Genomic DNA, 21,682 nt, shown 5'->3' with positions numbered 1-21,682 from the left:
CTTTATTAAAAGATTTACAGAGGATTGCTCTCGTCTTTTTCGATATCTAGCTTACCTTCAATAGAATCGTCGAGAGTTTTGCCTACCACGGCACCAACAGCTTGTTTCACAAAAGCTACAGCATTACCATGTTTGGTGTCCCAATAGTAACCTTCGGTAGGTTCTACTTTAATTACGGTGATACGCGGATCGTCTTCACCTTCTGTAAACCAAGTTTTTAATATTGGCTCCCAAAGTTCCTTGATTTTCTCTTTGTCCTTGCTTACAGAGGCGATGCCATAAATATTCAAAAAATCAGAATGCGGCGAACCTTGGAATAACAGGTGCACAAACGGATCGTGGCTCAACTCGTCATTTTTGTGGCTGTCATCAGCGCTTAAAAACCAAAAATTGCCTTCATCGTCTACTTTTTGTACCGACATAGGGCGGGTCGAGAACGGAACGCCGGTTTTAATATTAGAGCAAAAAAAGCAGGTTTCGGCCTTTTTTACCAATTCTTTTACTTTTTCTAAAGCTTCAGCACCACCCAAATCTTTGTAGTTTTCTTCGGGTTGCTGTTGATTAATGCTATCCATAATATAGTTTCTTTTATCGGTAAATGATAAAAGTTAAACCCCATAATTGTCTTTTTGTGTGCAACAGATTTAAATTAAAACCTGAAATTTCAGGATAGCTTACTAAGTCTCCAACCCTATCAACTGCGTCTTGTAATTAACACGAGCCAATATAATATAGTGTTTAAACCGTAATAATCATCGATTTTACAACCTCATCCAACTCCTCGGCGCTTTGTTTAAGCAAAATCTGCAAATTACGCATCTCTTCTGCATCATCAGTATTCATCATCTGAACTAGTCCCAATATGTTCGCTAGCGGCTTACGTACAAGATGCGATTGACTATAGCTGATTTCTTGCAGAGTTCGATCTCGGTCGTTAATCTTTTCACTGGCTTTGGTAAGGCTTGCGTTAAGGTGCGCAACTGCCTTTAACTGGTTTTGCTTATGTTTATGGATATTAGTACATGAACCAAACCACAATGTAATATTCCCACCATCATCCATATAAGGTACCGCCCGCACTAAGTACCAGGTGTAAGCACCCGAAGATGATTGTATTCGCATTTCCATTTCAAAGTTACGACCTGTGAGCAGGCACCGCTTCCAATTACGCAACAAATTGGTATGATCAGACAAATGGAAAAGGGAAAGTAAACTAGTACTGCTGTAACCCTGGCGGCGTATCGGAAACTCTTTAAAAAAACGATTATTCACAAAGTTTACCCGTCCGTTAGGCAAAGCAGTCCAAATAATATTGGGAATTACGTTGCAAAGGGTTTCAAACCGTTTGGTGCCTTCTTCGGCTTGGCGTTTAGCCTGTAATAATTCTGACTCGTGCTTTTTTCGATCAGTAATTTTTATAACTACTGCATTAACAATTTCTTGTTGGTGCTGGGGGTGCGTTACGGTAACAGCATTAAACAATGCAGGCATGTAAGTACCACCCTTTAATATCATATCAAAATTAATTTCATTTACGCTGCCTTCGCGGGCAAGTAACGGCATTAAAACCATTTGATAATATAAGCGGCCACCTATGCTCAGCAAATCGGTAAACCGCTTCTTATTCAATACTTCCTCCTTGGTTAAGCCGAGCCAGTTAAGTAGCGCTTGATTTATACTGATGATGGTGCCATCAGCATAATAAGACAAACACCCGCAGGGGATGTTTTCAAACATAAAATCAGTAAATGGCATAAGAACGCGTAAAAGTGCGGTTAAATACTTAGTTAGCAATGAAGTTTTTGATAGCCTTTATTACTTCCTGTGGTGCACTTAAATGCGGGCAATGGCCATTGGCATTCAAACGTACCACCGAATTAGCAGGTGTATGGTCTTTAATATACTGTATGGCATCTGCCGATGCTAAAACATCTTCTTCGCAAATAATAGACAAGCTGGGCACTTTCAGCTCGGGCAAATAACGCCTGTTGTCTGACAAGAAAGTGGCACGTACAAAGTTGCGGGCTATTTCGGGGTCACAGTCTGTCCAGTCTTTGGCAAAACCCTCGCCTAGTTCGGGTCGGTCTGCATTACCCATTACGGCAGGAGCCATACTGCGGGCCCAACCCTGGTAGTTGCTGTCCATCACTTCAAACAAAGCATCTAACTCGTGGCGGTTAATACCCCCGGCATAATCGCTATCATTTAAGTAACAAGGCGATGGCCCTAAAAACACTAATTTTTTGAAGTAAGACGGTTGATCAACGGCAGCCAGTAATCCAATCATACTGGCGATGGAATGGCCTACAAAAATAGCATCTTTTAAATTGAGTGCTTCGCAAACATCAAGCACGTCTTGCGCATAACCGCGTAGCGTTTTGTATTTATCGGCACTGTACGCGCTGAAATCAGAGTTACCGCATCCCACAAAATCAAACAGTACTACAGAGTAATCATCAAACGCATCAATGAGGTAACGCCAGGCGTTTTGATCGCCGCCAAAGCCATGCGCAAATAAGATAGTTTGAGAACCATTGCCTAAAACCTTTACATTGTTGCGTGATAAAATGTTCATGTACCTAATACGGAATGCAACCCGATTAAGATGCAGCAATTTGATTAATTGTTTAAACCTTTAAGTAATAAACTATTTGAAAGACGCTTGTGTAAATGACAGATTGCAGTTATAATAGACACAGTACGATTGCAGTTCAATTATGTCTTTAGGGTAAGGGTTGGCATTTAAAATCTTACGCGATACCTGAAAAAACACCGTTACAAGCAATTATCATCTTGTTAAAAAATATTTGCAAGAAATATGGCGAGGTGGGCTTCAAATAAGGCTTTGCGTCAGTTCATGAAAGCCTAAAGAAATTACTAAATCAGGAATTTTATATGATTACCACCGATTAATTAAAAAAGCGACAGTTGGGTGTCGCCTTTTTAATTGAAAAAATTTGCATTTGAAAAGCTATAAAGCTCCGTTCACCAATTGGTTGCCAATGTGCCAGCCAATATTGTCTATTTGTGTTTGAGTGAGTTGTGTGTAATCAATAGCGCGGTACTTACCGTCAGCCAGGCGACAGATGGAACCTATCTCTCGCCCGTTTTCATATAACAGATAACAGCAACCCAGGTCGCCGTAATCGTCTTCTATTACTACCCGGTAGCCGGTTGTGCTACTTCCGTTAGCAATGTCAATGTCAAAATGATTTACCATACCTTATATAAATTGTGATTATGAATAGCCTCGGATGAATATTTATTTTGCAGATTACTGCAGATAGACATACTATATAAATGATTAATTGGTTTTATCGCGTACTAATACATAAGTATCCCAAAAGCCAGTAGTTGACTGTGTGTTAGAATCGCTAAAAACTTTTTGACCATCTTTATTATAGACGGTTAATGTTAATTTCTGGCTGCGCTGAAAAGCGGTTATATAAGTTTTAAGATAATAATCGTTGGTATAATCGAAGTACAACTTATCGGACGTGCCGGTTACATTGATGCCTTTGTACTGGTCGGGCATTCCGTATTCCACCTTACAAGTTTCACATTGCACAGTTATGTATCCCTTGCTTTTCACAGCAGTGTTAGCTTCAGTAGTGGTGTTTGCGGTAACCTTAGGCAACGGTTCTAATTGAGCTTTTTTACAACTGACAGTTAAAAGTGCGATACATGAATAAAGTAAAAATGTATATTTCATGATGGCTGGGTTAAATATGTTTTCAATTTTAAATTACGCTATTATAAATAAACTAAATATTAAAAATGTTTCACTTATATTTTAAATATTTACAAATTTTACATTTCTTAAATGTCTATGATTTAAACAAATTGATAATCAATGGGATACTATAACCCAATATTTTACAGGATAAATAAATTTAAGCGAGAACAATAATAATTATTTATACTATTAATTAATATTTAAATCATTAATTAATATTTACTCATATTTTTATTTGCGTGGTCGTTTAAGCCGCAGTTTGATAATAAATAGCTGTATTGAATTTAAACTTCCCCTATTCTGATTAAATTAGCTGGCTGGATAAGCTCGACATTACAAAATATGAAGCTGAAGAAAAACGCTTTTAAACTGTCTATATTTTTTGCAGGATTATTTTTAACAGCCACATTTCTATATAGCTGCAAACCTAAGACAGCACCCGTCACTCAGGCCGAAAAACCTAAACCGGTTAAAAAAATCTCGTTTAAGCTTATAGAAGGAATTGCTTATACCGAAGTGAAACGGGTTTATGATAACGGATTATCCTTTGGTCCAGAAGGTTATCAATTGGCACCCGATTGGCAAATTACTTTCTTACTTAAAGATTCAATGCTCATTTACAGCCCAAAGCTTAAGCGCTTTGTAGTGGCACCGGCCCAAATAGATCATGGCAATGTGGTAAACCTGGCCTGGTCGTGGTTACGCGTGATGCATATGAGCAAAGACAGTTTAGTTTTTAAGGTTTTGCATGTAACCAGAATTATAGAAGATGGCAAACCACCTATTTTTATGACTTTGTATAGCAATGATTACATCAAAAATGTGCTACACAAAACGCCGCTACAAATGATTAAACCTAGTAAGCGTGATACGTTGTTTATACAAAGCAAAGTTAAAACAGCCTTGGCAAACTACAACAAAAGCTTTGCAGCAACAACACCGGCAACCCTCACAAGTATTAATGCCAATACTAAAGTCACGCGAAAATTGGTTGAAGTAGACGAAGTAAACAACATTTATCCGCAGGACGAATATCTATCTCCAACTTTTGATATTGTAATTCATAACGCGTACAACAACTTTAATCATTTTATGCTGGTTGTGGTTGATGAAAAGGGAAAGCTGCATTTCATCAAATCATTAAATTATATGGTTGATGATGGAGAACAGGAAAACCACTTACGGGCCATGAAAGGGATTGTTGATGGTTATCTTTCTTCTTACTTAAAAATCACACCCGGAACCAGTTTGGGTATGCCTCACGCCAGTCCTATAATGATAAAAGTTACAGGTTTTACTAATTAATTGTTATCTTATAACAACATTGTTCAGTACTTTAATATAGAATTACTTGTGACTGTATATAAGTTTAAATAAATTCCCTTTAAATTAAATGCGATACTTAACCGACCGACACACGTGCTTTTTGGAGAGGCAACGTTAGCGATCACCTCAATTACTTGTATTTCTGTACATTATTTATTAAAAGTTTGGCACATCATCATCTTGGTTTTCTTTGTAATAAGATATCTTTCTGACATGCCTTTTAAACCATAATTGTTTAAAATAACATACAACTAAATTGTTTAACAATTAGTACACTGACTAATAAAAAGGACTACCATATTGCTATTATAGGTATCCACTATCTGGCTTAGACAATTTTATTTTCATTTGGTTTAGTAATATCCATAGCTAAATTTAAACTCCACTGCTTTATTTTACTATAAGTTAATAAATATTACAAACGTGGTACAGCGTTTGACACGTTGAAGACACAACAACACATTTAATTGAGCAGTTTATGAAATCAATAAGAAAATCTACTGAAGCACCGATTTTAGCGATGGACGCAATGGTTAACTACGATGACATTACTTCTCATGCGGTATCTAAAACACCGGTTGATGAATCGGTTTGCCCTTACCCTATCTCACGTCAAAATTATAAAGTAGTTTATAAAAAAGATGCTGCTGGTTATTGGAGCTTTGTTCAATGCGATGCAGAAGAAGTTAACTAAATAGAATACATAGACAGGTGCAAAAAAAGCACTAAACTAAAATATATTTTGAATGCCTGGTATAGCAGCTGTTAATAAGCTGTATGTATCAGGCATTTGTATTTTTAAATAATATTTTTGTGTGAAATACGATTTCTTGCTGACTTATAGCTGCTCTCCTTTGTCTTGCCTATCTCTTTTTACATTTAATATTTAATTTAGTGATCAAATATCATACTACCATAGCACAATTTAATTATATTTAACTGTCTTATTGATAATTACAAAATTGATAGCGACAATCCCATACGTACATCTTTGTGGGAATAAGTATTTAATGTTTCAAAGACGAATACAATAATGACTTACAAAGAGCAATCACGCGTTAAAACTTCTGAATCGAAATTTATAAACCTGGTTAAGCTAATTTTTTGGATGGCCGTCGCATTTGTGATCATCCTGCTGATATTGCCTTACTTCGACAGCATGATGATGTCGAAATAAGCACAAGTGTTTATCACGCGCCTGGCTATGTAGCGACAAAAACATTACAAATAAAAATAGCGGTCCATAATTGGACCGCTATCTATGTATGATTTCCTTGACTAGAAATTACACCGTAGATGGGTTACGGATGATACCAATCAGGAATGCAATAATGGCAATAACCAATAATGCGTGGATTAAACCAGTTGCGGAATAAGCAAATACGCCAATCGCCCACCCAATAATCAGGATAACTGCGACGATATACAATAATGATCTCATGATAGATAGTATTTAGTTTGTATTTTATTAATAATGATATTCAATGTATCAAAATCATGCCAACTTAATTTACACGAAACTTTTATATACTATTGTATAAAATACACTTCATTTTCTGTAAAAAGTGTGTCACAAACAAGATATTTAAGCAGGTATTGTAAATAAATGCTTCTAACTTAAGCAAGCGCCAATAAGTATAAGAAGAACAAAATATTTTGAGCAGCATCACTCCTACTGTTTATTACTAATACGTTCAAATGATTTTCGCAACAGACAACGCACTTTGCGTCTAAGATCTTTAGGGCACTCCTCTTTGAAAATTAATTTTGGCACCACACTTTTGGTTGAGCTTACCACAGGGTGTGAAGGATGTTGTACAGTGAAGTAATCGGCATAGTTATGACTGTCGGAACTGCTGGCGTTATTAATTAACATTCCAAAATGCGACAGTCTTTCGTAAAACGCATTCATATTGAGATTGTTAGTTATAACAATCACTCACAATCTGTGCGCCGTTGCAGTATGTAACTTACCGAAACTTTCCCACAAGTTATTAACATTCTTGCCGCAAACATTTATGGGTAATGCTATTTCAAGTGGCAAATTGATTGAGTTGAAGTATTTTATAGAGTATAAATGTGTAGGCTTTAATTAAATATAAAGCCTGCACTTATAAAATTATCACGTAGCTTTTCCTTTGTTTTCCCAATGGTCTTTTATCACCTCACCATTAGGTCCTATTTTAAGGCGCCTGGCAAACCGCTCGCCTTGAATGTTGCCTTTTTCATTTCTATGCCCCATAAAAAGCAAAATAGGTCTGCCGGCCTCATCCGTTTTAAAAGCCAGATCGTAACGCTTAAACTGGGTTTCAATCACCTTGTTGGGATCATATGTTTTGTTCAAAATTTTTAACACTTCTTCTCCTAACTTCATAATCATTCATTTTCATAAAACAACTCACAGGAATACGCCTTGGTTTTACATTTAAAGTTATGAAGCCAATAAATGCGCTAAAAAGCAATAAAACACCTTAAGTATCAAACAAAACAGTGTTTATAAAAGTTACAATCATTAAACTTAACTATACACATATCATGGCAAAGGCTAAAAAAGAAAAAGAAGCTACTAGCGGCATCACCGCATATTCAGTTAAAACCAAAACCAAAAACGTACCGATGGTAGATCCGGTTATTGATGTAAAAAACGGCCGTTACATAGCTACTGGTAAAGATAGCGAAGGAAACAAAATGGCTGCTATCATGGGCAAAGCCACTGCCGAAGAACATATCAAAAACGGCGACGCCAAAAAAGGTAACGGCTGGGAATAAATTATATAAAAGGTCTGTGTTAATTTGAGAATGCTGTCATTTCTTATCAAGTAATAATAGCTAGTTACACAGACCTTTTTGAACATTATTCTTCTCCGTTTTACGCTATTATCACCATAACTCAAAAAACTAAACACTATCTCTTGCTGTGTGTTATTTCTTTAAAATAACACTATCATGCAAAAACCCATTTCACGCCAGGCCCATGGTATTGCCGATTACGGCTACGCCCTTTTGGTTTCGGCATTACCCGAACTTGTAGGTTTTAAAGAAGAAGAAAAAGCCACTATTTTATGCCGCGCTTTAGGTAGCGGCGCATTAGCTTACAGCTTGTTTACTAAAGCAGAGTGGGGAATAATCCGCACTATTCCATTTAAAGCTCACTTGTTAATGGATTTCTCAGCTAACCTTTTTGCGCTCGGCTCGCCTTGGATATTAGGATTTTCTAAAAATAAAAAAGCACGCAATGCAGTCATGGCGGCAGCGTTAAGTGGATTATTGGTATCGTTACTTACCGAGAATGATGAAATGGATGAATGGAAAGTGCCATCAAAATGATATTAAGCTGATACAACAGCTTAAACTTTGCAATCATCAAGCTGTTGTTTATACTCATTAAAAACAGAAATTATTATGGCTAATACCGTTTCATTTGAAAAAACTTTCTCTATAGGCGGCGACCTTACCGTTAACCGCTTAGGCTACGGCGCCATGCGCATCACGGGTGAAGGCATTTGGGGTCCGCCTAAAAATCATAACGAAGCTATTCGTGTATTAAAACGTGCTGTAGAACTGGGCGTTAACTTTATTGATACCGCCGATAGTTACGGCCCTAATATATCAGAAGAATTAATTGCCGAGGCTTTGCACCCTTACTCTGCCGATTTGGTAATTGGTACTAAAGGCGGCTTATTACGTACTGGTCCTAACCAATGGCCAATCAATGCACATCCCGATCACTTGAAAGAAGCTTTAGAAGGCAGTTTAAAACGGCTGAAGCTTGAGCGTATTGATTTATACCAGTTACACCGTATAGACCCCGCAGTACCTGCCGAGGAAACATTTGCCTTTCTACAAAAAGCACAACTGGAGGGTAAAATTAAGCACATTGGCTTATCCGAAGTAGGCGTTGAAGACATTATAAAGGCGCAAGAATTTTTTGAGGTGGTATCTGTGCAAAACATGTACAGTGTAGATAACCGCAAATGGGAAGATGTACTGCAATTTTGCAAAAATCATAATATAGCCTTTATACCATGGTATCCGTTAAGCGGTGGCAACATGCGTGCTATGGAGGTGTTACAGCGGATTGCTGATGCTAAACAGGCTACCGTACAACAAATAGCACTAAGCTGGCTGCTGCATAGGGCAAATAATATTTTACTGATCCCAGGTACATCAAGCGTGGCACACTTGGAAGAAAATCTAAAAGCTACATCTATTGAACTGACCGAGAACGATATGCAGGAACTGGATAGCATACCACAGGTTTAAGCTAACCGTTAATAAAAAAGAGCTTTGTTATAAATAATAACAAAGTTCTTTTTTATTAAATGCTCCTCTATACACCTGCAAGTTATTCAATACAACAGGTTAGTACAATTATGCATAGATCATTTTTTCGACTGCAACAATGGCCCTTTCTTTCCCATAAATTAAACTTAAATTAATTTTCGTGCAACTATCTTAACTTCAAATACGTATTCAAGTTCACATCCTTGTTACCCGTTTTCAATCTGCCGTGAATTATGAGTATTATTGCCGTTCCTCAAAAAGAATATCAACGTTTGCAAGCGGTTCAACGTTTTTTGAACCTGGAATTACAGAAAGAAAAAGAACTGCAGGAAATTGTAGAACTTGCCTCTGATCTTTGTGAAACGCCTATGGCGTTAATTACCTTAATAGGTGAAGATGTACAATACTGTAAATTCAAAGTTGGCACTGACCTGAACCAACAGGCACTAGAATACTCATTTTGCAAAGATTTAATAAACAGCACAGATTTGCTGGTTATCCCCGACACATTAGCTGACACTAGTTATTGTAACAACCCGTTTGTAACCGGCGATCCTGGCATACGCTTTTATGCTGGCGCCCCACTCATAACGCACGACGGTCACTTTTTAGGTTGCCTGAGCGTGCTTGATACCTGTGCACGCGAGTTTTCTTACGTACACAAACACTTACTTAAGGTATTGGCCAAGCGCATAATTCAAATCATGGAGTTTGATTTAAGCTTAAAGGTATTGAATGAGCAGTTTCAGCAGGTACGAGAATCTGAGACAAAATTGCGCTCGTTTTTTGAAAGTTCGACAGCCTGCCATTTATTACTAGGCAGGAATATGGAAATACTGGCGTTTAATAAAAACATGGCCGAATTCATTAACCGAATTTATAATGTGACCTTATATGAGGGTATCCATGTCAGTGAAATTCTTGATGGACGGGTGCTGGCTTCATTTGAAGCCGACTATCAAAACGCCTTACACGGAAACGCTGTACACTTTCAGCGGGAGGTATTATATACAAATGAGCGCATTTGGTGGGCCGTTAGTTTTGAACCCTGTGTTGATTGCCAAGGAAACACGATAGGCATATCCTATAGCGCCCGCGATATAACAGAGCACAAGTTAAGTGAAGAGCAAATAATTCAGCAAAACGAATCACTTAAAAATATCGCTCATATACAATCGCATGAACTTCGTAAGCCCGTCGCTTCAATCATGGGTTTGATGCACATCATCGAGGAAGAAGATTTTTCGCCGTGTAAAGAAGTATTACTGATGATGAAAAAGGCGGTGGAAAGTCTGGACACAGAAATTAGGAAGATTGTGAATTTTACGCATCCTGCAAACACAGAATAATAAATAAAATAAAGGCAAGGCCAGAATGGCAAAACACTTAACGTATTTGCCATCTAACCTACTTTACCTACACTATGGCCTGTTTAAAAGGCTTTACATCTACCGTTTCCCATACTTTTTGCAATACATAAGGGTCGTTATTTTTCCAGGCTTCCATTTCCTCGTCACTGGCAAACTGCACAATCATGCTAGAGCCAATCATCTGCCCTTGCTCGTTCAGTATGGCGCCGCCAACAACAAAGTTCCCATTTTCTTTCAATTCTTTCACTTTGTCTAAATGATGCGGACGAACATCTAAACGTCTTTGTAATGCGCCTTCATCTTTATAGTCGTATGCGGTAATCAGGTATTGTTTCATATTAATAATTTGTATTAGGTCAACAAGCAGATGGGTAGCCTGTTTTGTTTCATATATCAAACCTATTAAACAATCATGAAAATTATAATTTTTACATTACTTATTTTTACAACATGTGCTTTTGCAGCACAAGCGCAAAAACCGCCCGACAGTTCGATGGTGACTATCTTTTTAAAACATCAGCAAAACAAAAGTTTAAAAGAGATCAATGCTAAGCTGGATTCCAATGGCTTTCACAAAATGTTTCCACCCAAATTTGCACGGGTGGTATCATGGTATGTACTGATGGGTATTGGCCAGGTAGTTACCCTTAAGTTTCCGGCCGATAAATTGCGGGAGTTGAACTTAACACTGGCAAACGGTGCCTGGGGTGCTTTTGATACCGCCTTTTACCCTACTTACGATTACATGCCGGTATATAACGAACAGCAAAATAAAAAAAAACCTTAAATGTAAGCGGCTTTTATAAATTTGTAGCTATCATGACATCTAACCAATTACAGCAACGCTTTAGCGAACTTTTCAATCAGTCATCCACCCAAACCTATTTTTGTCCGGGCCGGGTAAACCTCATTGGCGAACATATTGATTATAACGGCGGCTTGGTTATGCCGTGCGCTATTGATTACGGTACTACCTTGTTAATGGCACCCAACACTGAAGGAGTATTTAGGCTTCGCAGTGTTAATTTTGATGAAACGATTGACATTCCGGTACAAACCGCTTATGAAAAACAGGGTAAAGACTGGTTTAATTATCCGCTGGGCGTGCTGCACCACTTTGTAAAAGATGGTAAAGAGCTGAAAGGATTAGATATGCTGTATTTTGGCAACCTACCTATCGGATCTGGCTTGTCATCCTCTGCTTCTATTGAAATTGTAACGGCATTCGCGTTAAACACCTATTTTAACAGTGGCTATACCAAACTGGAACTAGTGCTACAAGCTAAATCTGTTGAAAACAATTTTATAGGCCTGAACAGTGGTATTATGGATCAGTTTGCCGTTGCGTTTGGCGAAAGGAACAAAGCGCTGATGTTAAACTGTGATACGTTAGAATATCAAGCTGTTGATGCTAATTTGGGAAACCATGTGCTGGCTATCATTAGCACCAACAAGCCGCGTAAACTGGCCGAATCAAAATACAACGAGCGGGTAAAAGAATGCCAGGAAGCTTTGGCTGATTTGCAAAAAGAACTGGACATTCAATATTTATGCGATATCGATGCAAAAACATTCCATGAGCATGCGCATTTGATCAGCAATCCAATAGTTCTGAAACGGGCCACTCACGTGGTTGAAGAAAACGACAGGGTGAAATTGGCAGCTAGGGCTTTATCAGCCGGTGACTTAAATGAATTTGGCCGTTTAATGTATGCATCGCACGAATCTTTACAAAACTTGTATGAAGTAAGCGGCCTAGAGCTGGATACTATTGTGGCCTATAGCAAAACCGACAGCAATGTAACCGGCGCACGCATGACCGGGGCTGGTTTTGGCGGCTGTGCTATTGCATTAGTAAAAACTGACGCCTTGGAAGAGTTCAGAAAGAATTTGATTGAATATTATACTAAAATTGTGGGTTACGAGCCTTCGATTTACAGCACTTCCATCAACGATGGAGTAAGGATAGCACAGTAAACAAGCGTTGGTTAAATATATAAGTTATACGGTAGTCGGCATTATTGCAGACTACTTTTTTATTGTAAGATAAAAGCTCCTTAACAAGGAGATTAAATATGCGTAAGTTAAAGCTCGATGAATTAAACCGGGTTTCGGTTGATGAATTTAAAACTCAGCAAAAGTTGCCTGTAGCTGTGGTGTTAGATAATGTGCGTAGTATGCACAATGTAGGTTCAATATTTAGAACAAGTGATGGCTTTGCCGTAGAGCAAATTTGTTTATGCGGTATTACCAGCCAACCGCCGCACCGCGAAATCGAGAAGACAGCATTGGGCGCTACGCAATCCGTTAACTGGACCTATTTTGCCGACACCTTGCAGGCGGTTGAACAGCTTCGCAATGAGGGCTACCAAATTATCGCCATTGAACAAGCCGAGAACAGCATAATGCTTAACAATTTCAAACCGGAAGCCGGCCACAAATATGCCCTAATTTTTGGTAATGAAGTAAATGGTGTAGGCGATGAGGTAATGACCCGCATTGATACCTGTTTAGAGATACCTCAGTTTGGCACTAAGCATTCGTTCAACATTGTAGTATCTGCCGGAATTGTGTTGTGGGACTTTTTTGCAAAGCTTAATTTATAATAGCTTAATATGATGAGTACTCTTTGCAAAAAGCTATTAATGAAACCCCGCCAGCAGTGGTTGTTATATAATGCACCCGAGAACTATCACCCCATGCTAGACCCTGTACCCGATGGCTTAACCTTCGTTTACAAAGCGACAGGAGAGTTTGATGGCATTCAACTTTTTGCAAAAGATAGTACTGAACTACCAGCGGGCTTGTTAGTAATCCATCCCTTACTGAATGCCGAAACCGTTTTTTGGATCATCTATCCTAAAAAAAGCTCGGGCATGAAAACAGATTTAGAAATGATGGGCAGCTGGGATGAACCTGCTAAATATGGACTAGGTATTGTAACAGCAGCTGCTATTGATGCAACGTGGACAGGTCTGCGCTTTCGCCCTGTTGAACAATCTAAAGTTTCTGTTACCCGAAACAGCGAAATAGGTAAAACAGAGTTTGGCGAATACATAGACGTTGCCAATAAAAAGATTACATTACCTGCCGTTGTACTGCAAATGTTGCAAAAGGAACCATCAGCATTGTCCTTTTTTGAAAGCCTCTCTTACACCAATAAAAAAGAATACGTCCTTTGGATTCTGACGGCCAAGCAGGAAAAAACCCGAGAAGATAGATTAATTAAGATGGTAGATAAATTGTTAAGCGGAAAAAAGAATCCTTCGGAAAAGTAAGTTAACTATCTCCTTCGTCGATGCAAGGAACAAGGCTATTTCTGCACAAACGAACCCATTACTAAGCGAGAGAAAGAATGGCTATGCTAGCGCATAACATGAAATTAAAAGAGAAGAACAAACTTCTGCTAACACTTTCAATCTTAAAATTCCGATTCAGACAAAAAAGAATGCTATCTCTATATCAACTCATATACATTCCGCCGTTTACATTTATAGTTTGCCCGCTTACGTAACCGTTACACGCCAATAACAGCGCAACATCCGCTACCTCTTCGGGCTGGCCAAATCGTTTAAGGGGAATAAGTTCGGTTGATACTTTGGGATTGTCTTTAATCATATCCGTTTCCACCAAAGCTGGTGCAATAGCATTAACGGTAATGCCATGAGCGGCCAATAAAGAAGCATAAGAATGCGTAAGCCCCAACATGCCGGCTTTGGATGCCGCGTAATGCGGGCCTATTACACCACCGGTTTGTGCAGCCACAGATGAAATATTAATAATACGACCAAATTGCTTTTGTTTCATCCCTGGTACAGCTGCCCGTATGGTTAAAAAAGCAGACGTAAGATTTATATTCAACACCTCGTCCCAGTCCTGCGGTTGCACTTCATCCGGTTGCTGTATACGGGCAACACCGGCATTGTTCACTAAAATATCAATTACCCCCACCTGCTCCTCAATTTTTTGAAACATCCCTGTTACTGCCCGCTCGTCAGACACGTCGGCTTGTATGGCTAAAGCTTTCCCTCCGGTGTTGTTAATTTCTTCAACAATTTCGTCGGCGTTTTTACGGTTGGTGTTATAATTTACAATAACAAATGCCCCCGCAGCGGCTAAAATACGGGCTATGCTTTTACCTATACCCCTACTGGCACCAGTTACTAGCGCAATTTTACCTAATAGTTGTTGTTGATTCATAGCAGGAAGGTTGAAATGACATGATAAATATAAGATAATTAGGCGTTTATATCGTCTATATGTTGAAACATTTTTGTTACTAACAATATTTTTTATTCTTTTCGCTTAACGCAAATATCTGCTCCATATCTTCAGCATTCAGCTCAAAATCAAATATATCCAAATTCTCACGTTGATGCTTTTCACTGGCTGCTTTTGGAATTACCGACACATTAGGCTGTTGTAGCAGCCATCGTAACACAACCTGGCTAACGCTTTTATTGTAGTTGGCCGCAATATCTTTAAGCGTATTATCTGTAACAACGTTACCCTGCCCAAGCGGACTATAAGCGGTTACAAACATTTCATGAGCATTTACATAATCCAACATATCCGTTTGCGAATAGTAAGGATGATATTCTACCTGGTTGCAAACTATAGGCGCTTGCTTTAAAGCTTGTTCCAGCTGAGTAATGGAGAAGTTACTTACACCAATAAGCCGGGCATACTGTTTATGCAGGCACTCGGCCAGTAGATCTACAGCAGCCCGGTTTACGTTTTCATCATCGGCCGGCCAGTGTATCAACAGCAAATCAACATAATCCTGATTTAATTGCCGCAAGCTTTCTTCTACCGACGGCATAAATTTGGCTTTTGTAATATTAGTTGGCCAAACCTTGGTGGTCAAAAATATTTCCTTACGGTCAAGCTGACTGTTGCGCATGGCTTTGCCTACTTCTGCTTCGTTATGATAAAACTCAGCTGTATCTAAATGTCGATACCCCACACGCAAAGCTCTCTCGGTCGACTCGACGCACGCTTTGTCTCTTAACTGGTAAGTACCAAAACCTAAAGCCGGAATTTGAATATTATTTTGATCGATAAAAATCATGTACAGATTTGAAGCCCCTTAAAATTGGGCATTTAAGTAAAAAATTAAAATAGTTAAACACCTCTAAAACTAAAGCCACTGCCTATAACAGATAGTTTCAATCGTTAAGAAGTTTTGATTGTTCCGTTCGGTTGTCCGTCATATTCAACCATTACCTGTACCAATTTATCGTCAGGTAATTGAGCGTATTGACCTAAATTACGTGTAAATTCCGGATCGGTATCTAAGTAAATATCGGTGATGGTTAGTACTTCCGGCTTATTTTCGGTACCCACATTATAGGTCAACGACGATTCGTTTTGAAGTCGACTTTTAATTTCTTGATACTGCTTGCCAGTAAGCATCACCATTTTCTCTGATTTCATAATTATAAGATTTAATTATGAAACACCTAAACAGATGAATTGATTGGTTAAGTTGCGTTCGATTTAACAAAATTAGCTTATTGGGGTATAACGACAGGATTACAATAAGGCAAATTTAAACATACACCGCGTTATGCGACAGATTTAAAAACAGGAATAGAACTTCCCTTAACAATACTCTGCTTAAGTAATTGTTAGTGTGAAACGTTTTTTTACAAATTTAATTTTCATCGTTCTGCTCTCTACACACATGTTGTACATTTTACTGTGCAAGCTGTTAAAAATATAAACTTTAAGTATACAAAATTACCTTTTGTCAACCTAACACGACTCACTTAATCATAACGTCGTTAAATGACATTTACAACAAATCAAATAACACCATTTAGATATAAAGTGTATTAATTACAAATGCATGAATGTTTATATAAGCGCTGCCAAGGTAAAAAAGAAAGCCCCAGCTTTACAGCCGGGGCTTTCAATTAAAAAACTATTAAACTCTTGAATATTAACTCAAAATTTCTGCGATATCTTCATACCCTTTTTCGCGGGCTAAATCAGCAGGTAAAGAGCCATCCTCCATAGCCAACTTCAAATCTCCACCATGCTCTAACAATTCTATAAGCATATCAGGATCACCATGTTTAGCAGCATAGTGTAGTGGAGTAATTCCAGTATTATGTTGTACGTTTATCTGAACATCGTGCTCAACCAGCATACGCACAATATCTATGTGATTTGCTGCAACGGCTAAGTGTATAGGACAGATTCCTGAACCATTATTTAATGCCTGGTTAACATCAGCACCTTTTAGTACCAAGTAACGGGCTACTTCATGATGGCCAAAATAGCAAGCTAAAGCCAGTGGAGTAAAGCCATCTGCGTTGTATTGATGTACAATTTCTGGTGTAGAATACACTAAATAAGCCACCATATCGAATTTTCCGGCCGCAGAAGCTTCAAAAATGTCTATTTTATCTATGTATTTCAACAGCAGCGATGTAGCTGCCGGTTTTTTGTAAAAGCAAGATAGCATCAACGGCGACACCTCTGTCTCCTCATCGTTTTTTGCCAGCGTAGGATTTTGCGCCAGCAATGCGTTTAAGCTATTTAAATCTTCAGTAGTAATGTAGTATTCTAAGCGGCCCATATTCAATAGGTTAGGTTTTATTTAGATTAAAAACCATGCCAAAACAGATTTTATATATTAACTTTATATTTGCAATTTAACTGTTGATAGAGATGCCGCCAAAAGGAAACCAGTTTAAATCAAATTCGTTCCGCGATGAAAACCGTCCGCGCCCAAGTGCTAATGCCAGGGTGGAGCGCGAGCGCACCGTAAAGAACAGGTTTGAAAACCTGCCATCGTTTGATTTGAAAGATGGACGGATAGTTAAAATTGCAGGCTTGTTTTGTCTGGTGGTTTCTGTATTTTTTCTGATTGCATTTACATCCTACCTATTTACCTGGCAAAATGACCAAAGCTACGTTACTAAAACAAACGGGGGTTGGGGTACACTATTTAAAACACAGCATGAACTGATGGATAATGGCGCCGACTTGCCGGTTGTTGAAAACTGGCTGGGCAAACTCGGTGCTTTAATGGCTAACCAGTTTATGTACGAGTGGTTTGGAATTGCATCCTACTTTTTTGTACTTGTATTTTTTGTAATAGGTTACCGCTTGTTATTTAAGGTTAAATTATTTTCTGTCAGCAAGCTACTAGGGTATTCTTTATTCGGCTTAATATTTACTTCAGTAACTATAGGCTTTTTTCATGGCTTTATAAGCGATTATGCACATTATTTGGAAGGAGGCTTTGGTTTTTGGAGCACCCGTTTGTTAAACGCGCAGATTGGCCCTGCCGGAACGGGATGTGTTCTGATTTTTGCTGCACTTACTGCTCTTATTATTGCCTACAACATCGACTTTAAATTGCCTGAACGCAAAGCCAAATCATTGGTAAGGCCAAGTGCAGTTCCGGATGTTACGCCAGAAGAAGTTGTATTGGAAGACGAAAACCCGTCAGAACCTGTTGAGTGGCCCCGTGGAAACAATCGCGTCCGCGACAACATAGCCGCCACGCCAGCGCCCTTGATACCTACTGAAAGATTAAAACAGCAACCGTTACCTAAACCAACTGTACCGGTTGTTGAAACCATTGTGCACGAACCGGTGGTTCCGCATGCTATTATGCAGAATACTGTATTAGCAGAAACATTAATTCACGAGCCGTTAGTGTTAACACCGCAACCAGTGGTGGAAGACCATGACGATTTAGAGATTGAAGAGCCTATTGAAGAACCGGAGGTAGAAATTCCATTGACGGTGGAAGACAGCCGCCCGTTGCCAGAATTGGCTATTGAACAAGCACCTGAGGTAGCTGTAAATGATTTGGTCGAAAAATTCGGTACGTATGACCCGAAATTGGACTTATCATCTTACAAATATCCCACACTGGATTTACTCGAAAACCACGGTTCAAATAAAGTAACCGTTAATACCGACGAATTAGAAGCCAACAAAAATAAAATTGTTGAGACGCTGAACCACTACAATATAGAGATTGATAAGATAAAAGCTACCATTGGTCCAACAGTAACTTTATATGAAATCATTCCGGCACCGGGCGTACGTATTTCCAAAATAAAAAACTTGGAAGATGATATCGCTTTGAGCTTAGCAGCGTTGGGTATCCGTATTATTGCGCCAATGCCGGGTAAAGGCACCATCGGTATAGAAGTACCTAACCAAAACCCCGAGATGGTATCCATGCGGTCGGTACTGGCCACAGAAAAGTTCCAGAATACCACCATGGACTTGCCTATTGCACTGGGTAAAACCATATCCAACGAAGTTTTTATTGCCGATTTAGCCAAAATGCCGCACTTACTGGTAGCAGGTGCCACCGGCCAAGGTAAATCGGTTGGTATCAACGCTATCCTGGTGTCGTTGTTGTATAAACGCCACCCTGCGGAGCTGAAGTTTGTAATGGTTGACCCTAAAAAGGTAGAGTTAACGCTGTTCCGTAAAATTGAACGTCACTTTTTGGCTAAACTGCCTGATGAGGCCGATGCCATCATTACAGACACCAAGAAAGTAATCAACACGCTGAATTCGCTTTGTATTGAAATGGATCAGCGTTATGATTTGCTGAAAGATGCTCAGGTACGTAACCTTAAGGAATACAACGGCAAATTTATCAATCGCAAGTTGAATCCTGAAAATGGCCACCGCTTTTTGCCATTCATTGTACTGGTTGTGGATGAGTTTGCCGACTTAATGATGACTGCCGGTAAAGAAGTAGAAATGCCGATTGCCCGTTTAGCCCAGCTGGCCCGTGCAGTAGGTATACACTTGGTAATTGCTACGCAACGTCCATCAGTAAATATCATTACTGGTACTATCAAGGCCAACTTCCCGGCGCGTTTGGCGTTCCGTGTGTTATCGAAAATAGACTCGCGTACCATTCTGGATGCGGGTGGTGCCGACCAGTTGATTGGACGTGGTGACATGCTATTGTCTACCGGCAGTGATTTGATCCGTATACAGTGTGCGTTTGTAGATACGCCCGAAGTAGAAAAAATATCAGACTTTATTGGCAATCAACGTGGCTATCCGAGTGCCATGCTGCTACCCGAGTATGTAGGCGAAGGTGAACAGAACAGCGCCAAAGATTTTGATGCCAACGACCGCGACCCTATGTTTGAAGATGCTGCCCGATTGATTGTAATGCACCAGCAAGGCTCTACTTCTCTCATTCAGCGTAAGCTAAAATTAGGTTACAACCGTGCCGGACGCATTATTGACCAATTGGAAGCCGCCGGCATTGTAGGTCCGTTTGAGGGCAGTAAAGCTCGTGAAGTACTTTACCCAGATGAATATAGCTTAGAGCAATACCTAGACGAATTACAGAAAGGTTCGGGCAATTAAACCTTATACTCGCCTGCACGTTCTAACTGTTATTACAAATGTTTAACAGATTTTGAACGCTCAGGCGATTTTCTTTTTATATGAAAAAACTTATTATTAGTATGCTGCTATCGGCAGCTACCGTTACAGCCACGTTTGCCCAAAAAGACGCTGCTGCTGGTAAAATTTTAGCAGACGTTAGTCAAAAATACCGTTTATACAACGTTGTTAAAACCGATTTCATTATTGCAGTTGTCAATCCGCAAGCCGGTGTTAACGAAACGCAAACCGGAACGCTGCTTACCCAAACTAAAGCGGGCAAATACAAGTTGAGCATTTATGCACCCGGCAGTAAATCAACCGCTGCCCAGGAAATTACTAACGACGGAAAAACCCAATGGACTTATGTTCCTAAAGATAAAGAGGTGCAGGTTAACGATGCCGACAACAGCACGTCTGGCCTTAACCCGGCGCAGCTGTTTACTATGTATCAAAAAGGCTATAAATACTTGTACACCGGTGATGTAAAAAAAGCTGGTAAAGTTTACCAAGGCATTGAGCTATCCCCTACTGATCCTAAGCAAACTATCTTCAAAATAAAGTTACTTGTAGATAAAACCAAGAAACAGATTTATAATGCAGAATTGTTTGACAAAAACGGTAGCCGCTACAATTACACCATACGCAGCTTTACACCAAACGTTACAGTTGCTGAAAATACGTTCACATTTAACCCCAAAGCCCACCCTGGCGTTGAGGTTGTAGATTTACGTTAACAGAGTCGTTAGAAATAAAGCAAAAGCCCCAAAAATCTATTGGGGCTTTTGCTTTTGTAAAAAGGCATATTTTTCATTCTATTGATGTCTATAGTCAAGGGCCTATTGGATTGAAAGTGTGTACACAATGAGGCAGATATTTTTTGTGAACCATTTAATTATCTTAACCAACACACATTTACCGGCTACGAGGCTTGCAACAAAAAGTCCCCCGGTATTTACACCAAGGGACTTAAATAATAAATAGAAAAAAGAATTAAACTTGTTCTGCTACGGCAGGCTTAGACTCCATTTCGTCGGCACTTGGGCCATAACTGCCCGGTATGGGAATGTTGAGCAAGCGCAGATAAACGCCTAACTGTGCCCGGTGATGGACGATTTGGCTAAACGTCATGCGTACGGCTTCGCCTTTAGTGGCTTGATATAGCACTTCGCTACCCGCACGCAGGGTCCATTGTGGTTGCAGTTGCTCATCGGTAGCTGCCTGCAAGCTTTGTCGGCCATCTTCTAATGACTTTTCAAACAATTCAAGCAATTCACTATTGTTGTTTATCACAGTAGGCTGGTAAGGTGCTGATGCAAAATCAAGCCCATCGGTATGCAAGGTCATAGTTACCCAGGCAGGCAGCTCGGCAATATGAACTGCCAGCAGGCGTATAGTCATGCTTTTTTCATGTGGTTTCCAATCGTATTTGTCGTCTGGAATAAGCGATAACATTTTACGGGTGGTTTGAGCTTCTGCTTCCAGCTCTTTTAAAAAGGTTGCAATCATGGTGGTCATGGTTATGTGTTATTGATTTATAGTTCAAAGTAACCACCCTGTAGTGACAACCCTATGTCAG

General features: G+C 39.3%; 25 protein-coding genes. 12 read left to right on the top strand and 13 right to left on the bottom strand.

Annotated elements, in window-relative coordinates; genetic code table 11:
* Positions 1 to 14 precede the first annotated feature (14 nt).
* The 5 genes from GPM24_RS16230 to GPM24_RS16210 form a co-directional block, all read right to left on the bottom strand.
* Entirely contained in the window at positions 15 to 575 is a 561-nt protein-coding gene (locus GPM24_RS16230; protein ID WP_158828058.1) for a pyridoxamine 5'-phosphate oxidase family protein, read from the bottom strand.
* Between the two features lie 163 nt (positions 576 to 738).
* Positions 739 to 1,755 (bottom strand): PAS domain-containing protein, encoded by a 1,017-nt coding sequence (locus GPM24_RS16225; protein ID WP_158828056.1) that lies wholly within the window; start codon positions 1,753 to 1,755, stop codon positions 739 to 741.
* Positions 1,756 to 1,783: 28 nt separating this feature from the next.
* Positions 1,784 to 2,575, bottom strand: a complete 792-nt coding sequence (locus GPM24_RS16220; protein ID WP_158828054.1) for an alpha/beta fold hydrolase — start codon at positions 2,573 to 2,575, stop codon at positions 1,784 to 1,786.
* 396 nt (positions 2,576 to 2,971) lie between these two features.
* Positions 2,972 to 3,220, bottom strand: a complete 249-nt coding sequence (locus GPM24_RS16215; RefSeq protein ID WP_158828053.1) for a hypothetical protein — start codon at positions 3,218 to 3,220, stop codon at positions 2,972 to 2,974.
* Between the two features lie 84 nt (positions 3,221 to 3,304).
* Positions 3,305 to 3,712 (bottom strand): hypothetical protein, encoded by a 408-nt coding sequence (locus GPM24_RS16210; protein WP_158828051.1) that lies wholly within the window; start codon positions 3,710 to 3,712, stop codon positions 3,305 to 3,307.
* A 366-nt stretch (positions 3,713 to 4,078) separates the two neighbouring features.
* Between GPM24_RS16210 and GPM24_RS16205 the strand changes: the two genes are divergently transcribed.
* A complete protein-coding gene (locus GPM24_RS16205; protein ID WP_158828049.1) occupies positions 4,079 to 5,041 on the top strand; it encodes a hypothetical protein in 963 nt (320 codons plus the stop codon).
* Positions 5,042 to 5,540: 499 nt separating this feature from the next.
* On the top strand, positions 5,541 to 5,756 hold the full coding sequence (locus tag GPM24_RS16200; protein WP_158828047.1) for a hypothetical protein: 216 nt from the start codon (positions 5,541 to 5,543) through the stop codon (positions 5,754 to 5,756).
* A 591-nt stretch (positions 5,757 to 6,347) separates the two neighbouring features.
* On the opposite strand, the gene GPM24_RS16195 is transcribed toward GPM24_RS16200, so the two are convergent.
* The gene (locus tag GPM24_RS16195) at positions 6,348 to 6,503 is read right to left on the bottom strand and encodes a lmo0937 family membrane protein (RefSeq protein ID WP_158828045.1); all 156 of its coding nucleotides are present in this window, start codon (positions 6,501 to 6,503) and stop codon (positions 6,348 to 6,350) included.
* A 681-nt stretch (positions 6,504 to 7,184) separates the two neighbouring features.
* The gene (locus GPM24_RS16190; protein WP_158828043.1) at positions 7,185 to 7,436 is read right to left on the bottom strand and encodes a hypothetical protein; all 252 of its coding nucleotides are present in this window, start codon (positions 7,434 to 7,436) and stop codon (positions 7,185 to 7,187) included.
* 161 nt (positions 7,437 to 7,597) lie between these two features.
* Between GPM24_RS16190 and GPM24_RS16185 the strand changes: the two genes are divergently transcribed.
* From GPM24_RS16185 to GPM24_RS16170, 4 genes are all read left to right on the top strand, one after another.
* A complete protein-coding gene (locus tag GPM24_RS16185; RefSeq protein WP_158828041.1) occupies positions 7,598 to 7,831 on the top strand; it encodes a hypothetical protein in 234 nt (77 codons plus the stop codon).
* Between the two features lie 177 nt (positions 7,832 to 8,008).
* Entirely contained in the window at positions 8,009 to 8,389 is a 381-nt protein-coding gene (locus GPM24_RS16180) for a hypothetical protein (protein ID WP_158828039.1), read from the top strand.
* Positions 8,390 to 8,464: 75 nt separating this feature from the next.
* A complete protein-coding gene (locus GPM24_RS16175; protein ID WP_158828037.1) occupies positions 8,465 to 9,325 on the top strand; it encodes an aldo/keto reductase in 861 nt (286 codons plus the stop codon).
* 254 nt (positions 9,326 to 9,579) lie between these two features.
* On the top strand, positions 9,580 to 10,695 hold the full coding sequence (locus GPM24_RS16170) for a sensor histidine kinase (RefSeq protein ID WP_158828035.1): 1,116 nt from the start codon (positions 9,580 to 9,582) through the stop codon (positions 10,693 to 10,695).
* A 67-nt stretch (positions 10,696 to 10,762) separates the two neighbouring features.
* On the opposite strand, the gene GPM24_RS16165 is transcribed toward GPM24_RS16170, so the two are convergent.
* Entirely contained in the window at positions 10,763 to 11,053 is a 291-nt protein-coding gene (locus tag GPM24_RS16165; protein WP_158828033.1) for a YciI family protein, read from the bottom strand.
* A gap of 75 nt (positions 11,054 to 11,128) precedes the next feature.
* Between GPM24_RS16165 and GPM24_RS16160 the strand changes: the two genes are divergently transcribed.
* The 4 genes from GPM24_RS16160 to GPM24_RS16145 all read left to right on the top strand — a co-directional run bounded on the left by GPM24_RS16160 (position 11,129) and on the right by GPM24_RS16145 (position 13,994).
* Positions 11,129 to 11,503: a hypothetical protein gene (locus GPM24_RS16160; RefSeq protein WP_158828031.1), complete on the top strand. Its 375-nt coding sequence runs from the start codon at positions 11,129 to 11,131 to the stop codon at positions 11,501 to 11,503.
* A gap of 32 nt (positions 11,504 to 11,535) precedes the next feature.
* Positions 11,536 to 12,693 carry a galactokinase gene (locus GPM24_RS16155; protein WP_158828029.1) on the top strand — a complete coding sequence of 386 codons (1,158 nt, stop codon included), beginning with the start codon at positions 11,536 to 11,538 and terminating at the stop codon, positions 12,691 to 12,693.
* A gap of 98 nt (positions 12,694 to 12,791) precedes the next feature.
* The gene (locus GPM24_RS16150) at positions 12,792 to 13,322 is read left to right on the top strand and encodes an RNA methyltransferase (protein WP_158828027.1); all 531 of its coding nucleotides are present in this window, start codon (positions 12,792 to 12,794) and stop codon (positions 13,320 to 13,322) included.
* A gap of 39 nt (positions 13,323 to 13,361) precedes the next feature.
* Entirely contained in the window at positions 13,362 to 13,994 is a 633-nt protein-coding gene (locus GPM24_RS16145; RefSeq protein ID WP_158828025.1) for a YdeI/OmpD-associated family protein, read from the top strand.
* Between the two features lie 184 nt (positions 13,995 to 14,178).
* Here the strand turns inward: GPM24_RS16145 and GPM24_RS16140 are convergent, their stop codons facing one another.
* From GPM24_RS16140 to GPM24_RS16125, 4 genes are all read right to left on the bottom strand, one after another.
* Positions 14,179 to 14,916 carry a 3-oxoacyl-ACP reductase family protein gene (locus GPM24_RS16140; RefSeq protein ID WP_158828023.1) on the bottom strand — a complete coding sequence of 246 codons (738 nt, stop codon included), beginning with the start codon at positions 14,914 to 14,916 and terminating at the stop codon, positions 14,179 to 14,181.
* A gap of 79 nt (positions 14,917 to 14,995) precedes the next feature.
* Positions 14,996 to 15,787, bottom strand: coding sequence for an aldo/keto reductase (locus tag GPM24_RS16135; RefSeq protein ID WP_158828022.1), 792 nt, complete (start codon positions 15,785 to 15,787; stop codon positions 14,996 to 14,998).
* 104 nt (positions 15,788 to 15,891) lie between these two features.
* Positions 15,892 to 16,152 carry a hypothetical protein gene (locus GPM24_RS16130; RefSeq protein WP_158828020.1) on the bottom strand — a complete coding sequence of 87 codons (261 nt, stop codon included), beginning with the start codon at positions 16,150 to 16,152 and terminating at the stop codon, positions 15,892 to 15,894.
* A 508-nt stretch (positions 16,153 to 16,660) separates the two neighbouring features.
* Positions 16,661 to 17,302, bottom strand: coding sequence for an ankyrin repeat domain-containing protein (locus GPM24_RS16125; protein WP_158828018.1), 642 nt, complete (start codon positions 17,300 to 17,302; stop codon positions 16,661 to 16,663).
* Between the two features lie 92 nt (positions 17,303 to 17,394).
* Between GPM24_RS16125 and GPM24_RS16120 the strand changes: the two genes are divergently transcribed.
* Both GPM24_RS16120 and lolA1 read left to right on the top strand, forming a co-directional pair.
* Positions 17,395 to 20,085 carry an FtsK/SpoIIIE family DNA translocase gene (locus tag GPM24_RS16120; protein WP_158828016.1) on the top strand — a complete coding sequence of 897 codons (2,691 nt, stop codon included), beginning with the start codon at positions 17,395 to 17,397 and terminating at the stop codon, positions 20,083 to 20,085.
* 80 nt (positions 20,086 to 20,165) lie between these two features.
* The gene (lolA1, locus tag GPM24_RS16115) at positions 20,166 to 20,840 is read left to right on the top strand and encodes an outer membrane lipoprotein periplasmic chaperone LolA1 (RefSeq protein WP_158828014.1); all 675 of its coding nucleotides are present in this window, start codon (positions 20,166 to 20,168) and stop codon (positions 20,838 to 20,840) included.
* A gap of 256 nt (positions 20,841 to 21,096) precedes the next feature.
* Here the strand turns inward: lolA1 and GPM24_RS16110 are convergent, their stop codons facing one another.
* Entirely contained in the window at positions 21,097 to 21,621 is a 525-nt protein-coding gene (locus GPM24_RS16110; protein ID WP_158828012.1) for a DinB family protein, read from the bottom strand.
* Positions 21,622 to 21,682: the final 61 nt, after the last annotated feature.

Source organism: Mucilaginibacter lacusdianchii, assembly GCF_009770985.1.
GTDB lineage: Bacteria > Bacteroidota > Bacteroidia > Sphingobacteriales > Sphingobacteriaceae > Mucilaginibacter > Mucilaginibacter lacusdianchii.
Note: the sequence above shows the minus strand (reverse complement) of the source record. Positions and strands in the feature narration are given on the sequence as shown.

What these genes read in the sequence shown, in the direction of transcription:
- GPM24_RS16230 (WP_158828058.1), bottom strand. Translation starts at nt 575, where the DNA reads ATGGATAGCATTAATCAACAGCAACCCGAAGAAAACTACAAAGATTTG.
- GPM24_RS16225 (WP_158828056.1), bottom strand. Translation starts at nt 1,755, where the DNA reads ATGCCATTTACTGATTTTATGTTTGAAAACATCCCCTGCGGGTGTTTG.
- GPM24_RS16220 (WP_158828054.1), bottom strand. Translation starts at nt 2,575, where the DNA reads ATGAACATTTTATCACGCAACAATGTAAAGGTTTTAGGCAATGGTTCT.
- GPM24_RS16215 (WP_158828053.1), bottom strand. Translation starts at nt 3,220, where the DNA reads ATGGTAAATCATTTTGACATTGACATTGCTAACGGAAGTAGCACAACC.
- GPM24_RS16210 (WP_158828051.1), bottom strand. Translation starts at nt 3,712, where the DNA reads ATGAAATATACATTTTTACTTTATTCATGTATCGCACTTTTAACTGTC.
- GPM24_RS16205 (WP_158828049.1), top strand. Translation starts at nt 4,079, where the DNA reads ATGAAGCTGAAGAAAAACGCTTTTAAACTGTCTATATTTTTTGCAGGA.
- GPM24_RS16200 (WP_158828047.1), top strand. Translation starts at nt 5,541, where the DNA reads ATGAAATCAATAAGAAAATCTACTGAAGCACCGATTTTAGCGATGGAC.
- GPM24_RS16195 (WP_158828045.1), bottom strand. Translation starts at nt 6,503, where the DNA reads ATGAGATCATTATTGTATATCGTCGCAGTTATCCTGATTATTGGGTGG.
- GPM24_RS16190 (WP_158828043.1), bottom strand. Translation starts at nt 7,436, where the DNA reads ATGAAGTTAGGAGAAGAAGTGTTAAAAATTTTGAACAAAACATATGAT.
- GPM24_RS16185 (WP_158828041.1), top strand. Translation starts at nt 7,598, where the DNA reads ATGGCAAAGGCTAAAAAAGAAAAAGAAGCTACTAGCGGCATCACCGCA.
- GPM24_RS16180 (WP_158828039.1), top strand. Translation starts at nt 8,009, where the DNA reads ATGCAAAAACCCATTTCACGCCAGGCCCATGGTATTGCCGATTACGGC.
- GPM24_RS16175 (WP_158828037.1), top strand. Translation starts at nt 8,465, where the DNA reads ATGGCTAATACCGTTTCATTTGAAAAAACTTTCTCTATAGGCGGCGAC.
- GPM24_RS16170 (WP_158828035.1), top strand. Translation starts at nt 9,580, where the DNA reads ATGAGTATTATTGCCGTTCCTCAAAAAGAATATCAACGTTTGCAAGCG.
- GPM24_RS16165 (WP_158828033.1), bottom strand. Translation starts at nt 11,053, where the DNA reads ATGAAACAATACCTGATTACCGCATACGACTATAAAGATGAAGGCGCA.
- GPM24_RS16160 (WP_158828031.1), top strand. Translation starts at nt 11,129, where the DNA reads ATGAAAATTATAATTTTTACATTACTTATTTTTACAACATGTGCTTTT.
- GPM24_RS16155 (WP_158828029.1), top strand. Translation starts at nt 11,536, where the DNA reads ATGACATCTAACCAATTACAGCAACGCTTTAGCGAACTTTTCAATCAG.
- GPM24_RS16150 (WP_158828027.1), top strand. Translation starts at nt 12,792, where the DNA reads ATGCGTAAGTTAAAGCTCGATGAATTAAACCGGGTTTCGGTTGATGAA.
- GPM24_RS16145 (WP_158828025.1), top strand. Translation starts at nt 13,362, where the DNA reads ATGAAACCCCGCCAGCAGTGGTTGTTATATAATGCACCCGAGAACTAT.
- GPM24_RS16140 (WP_158828023.1), bottom strand. Translation starts at nt 14,916, where the DNA reads ATGAATCAACAACAACTATTAGGTAAAATTGCGCTAGTAACTGGTGCC.
- GPM24_RS16135 (WP_158828022.1), bottom strand. Translation starts at nt 15,787, where the DNA reads ATGATTTTTATCGATCAAAATAATATTCAAATTCCGGCTTTAGGTTTT.
- GPM24_RS16130 (WP_158828020.1), bottom strand. Translation starts at nt 16,152, where the DNA reads ATGAAATCAGAGAAAATGGTGATGCTTACTGGCAAGCAGTATCAAGAA.
- GPM24_RS16125 (WP_158828018.1), bottom strand. Translation starts at nt 17,302, where the DNA reads ATGGGCCGCTTAGAATACTACATTACTACTGAAGATTTAAATAGCTTA.
- GPM24_RS16120 (WP_158828016.1), top strand. Translation starts at nt 17,395, where the DNA reads ATGCCGCCAAAAGGAAACCAGTTTAAATCAAATTCGTTCCGCGATGAA.
- lolA1 (WP_158828014.1), top strand. Translation starts at nt 20,166, where the DNA reads ATGAAAAAACTTATTATTAGTATGCTGCTATCGGCAGCTACCGTTACA.
- GPM24_RS16110 (WP_158828012.1), bottom strand. Translation starts at nt 21,621, where the DNA reads ATGACCACCATGATTGCAACCTTTTTAAAAGAGCTGGAAGCAGAAGCT.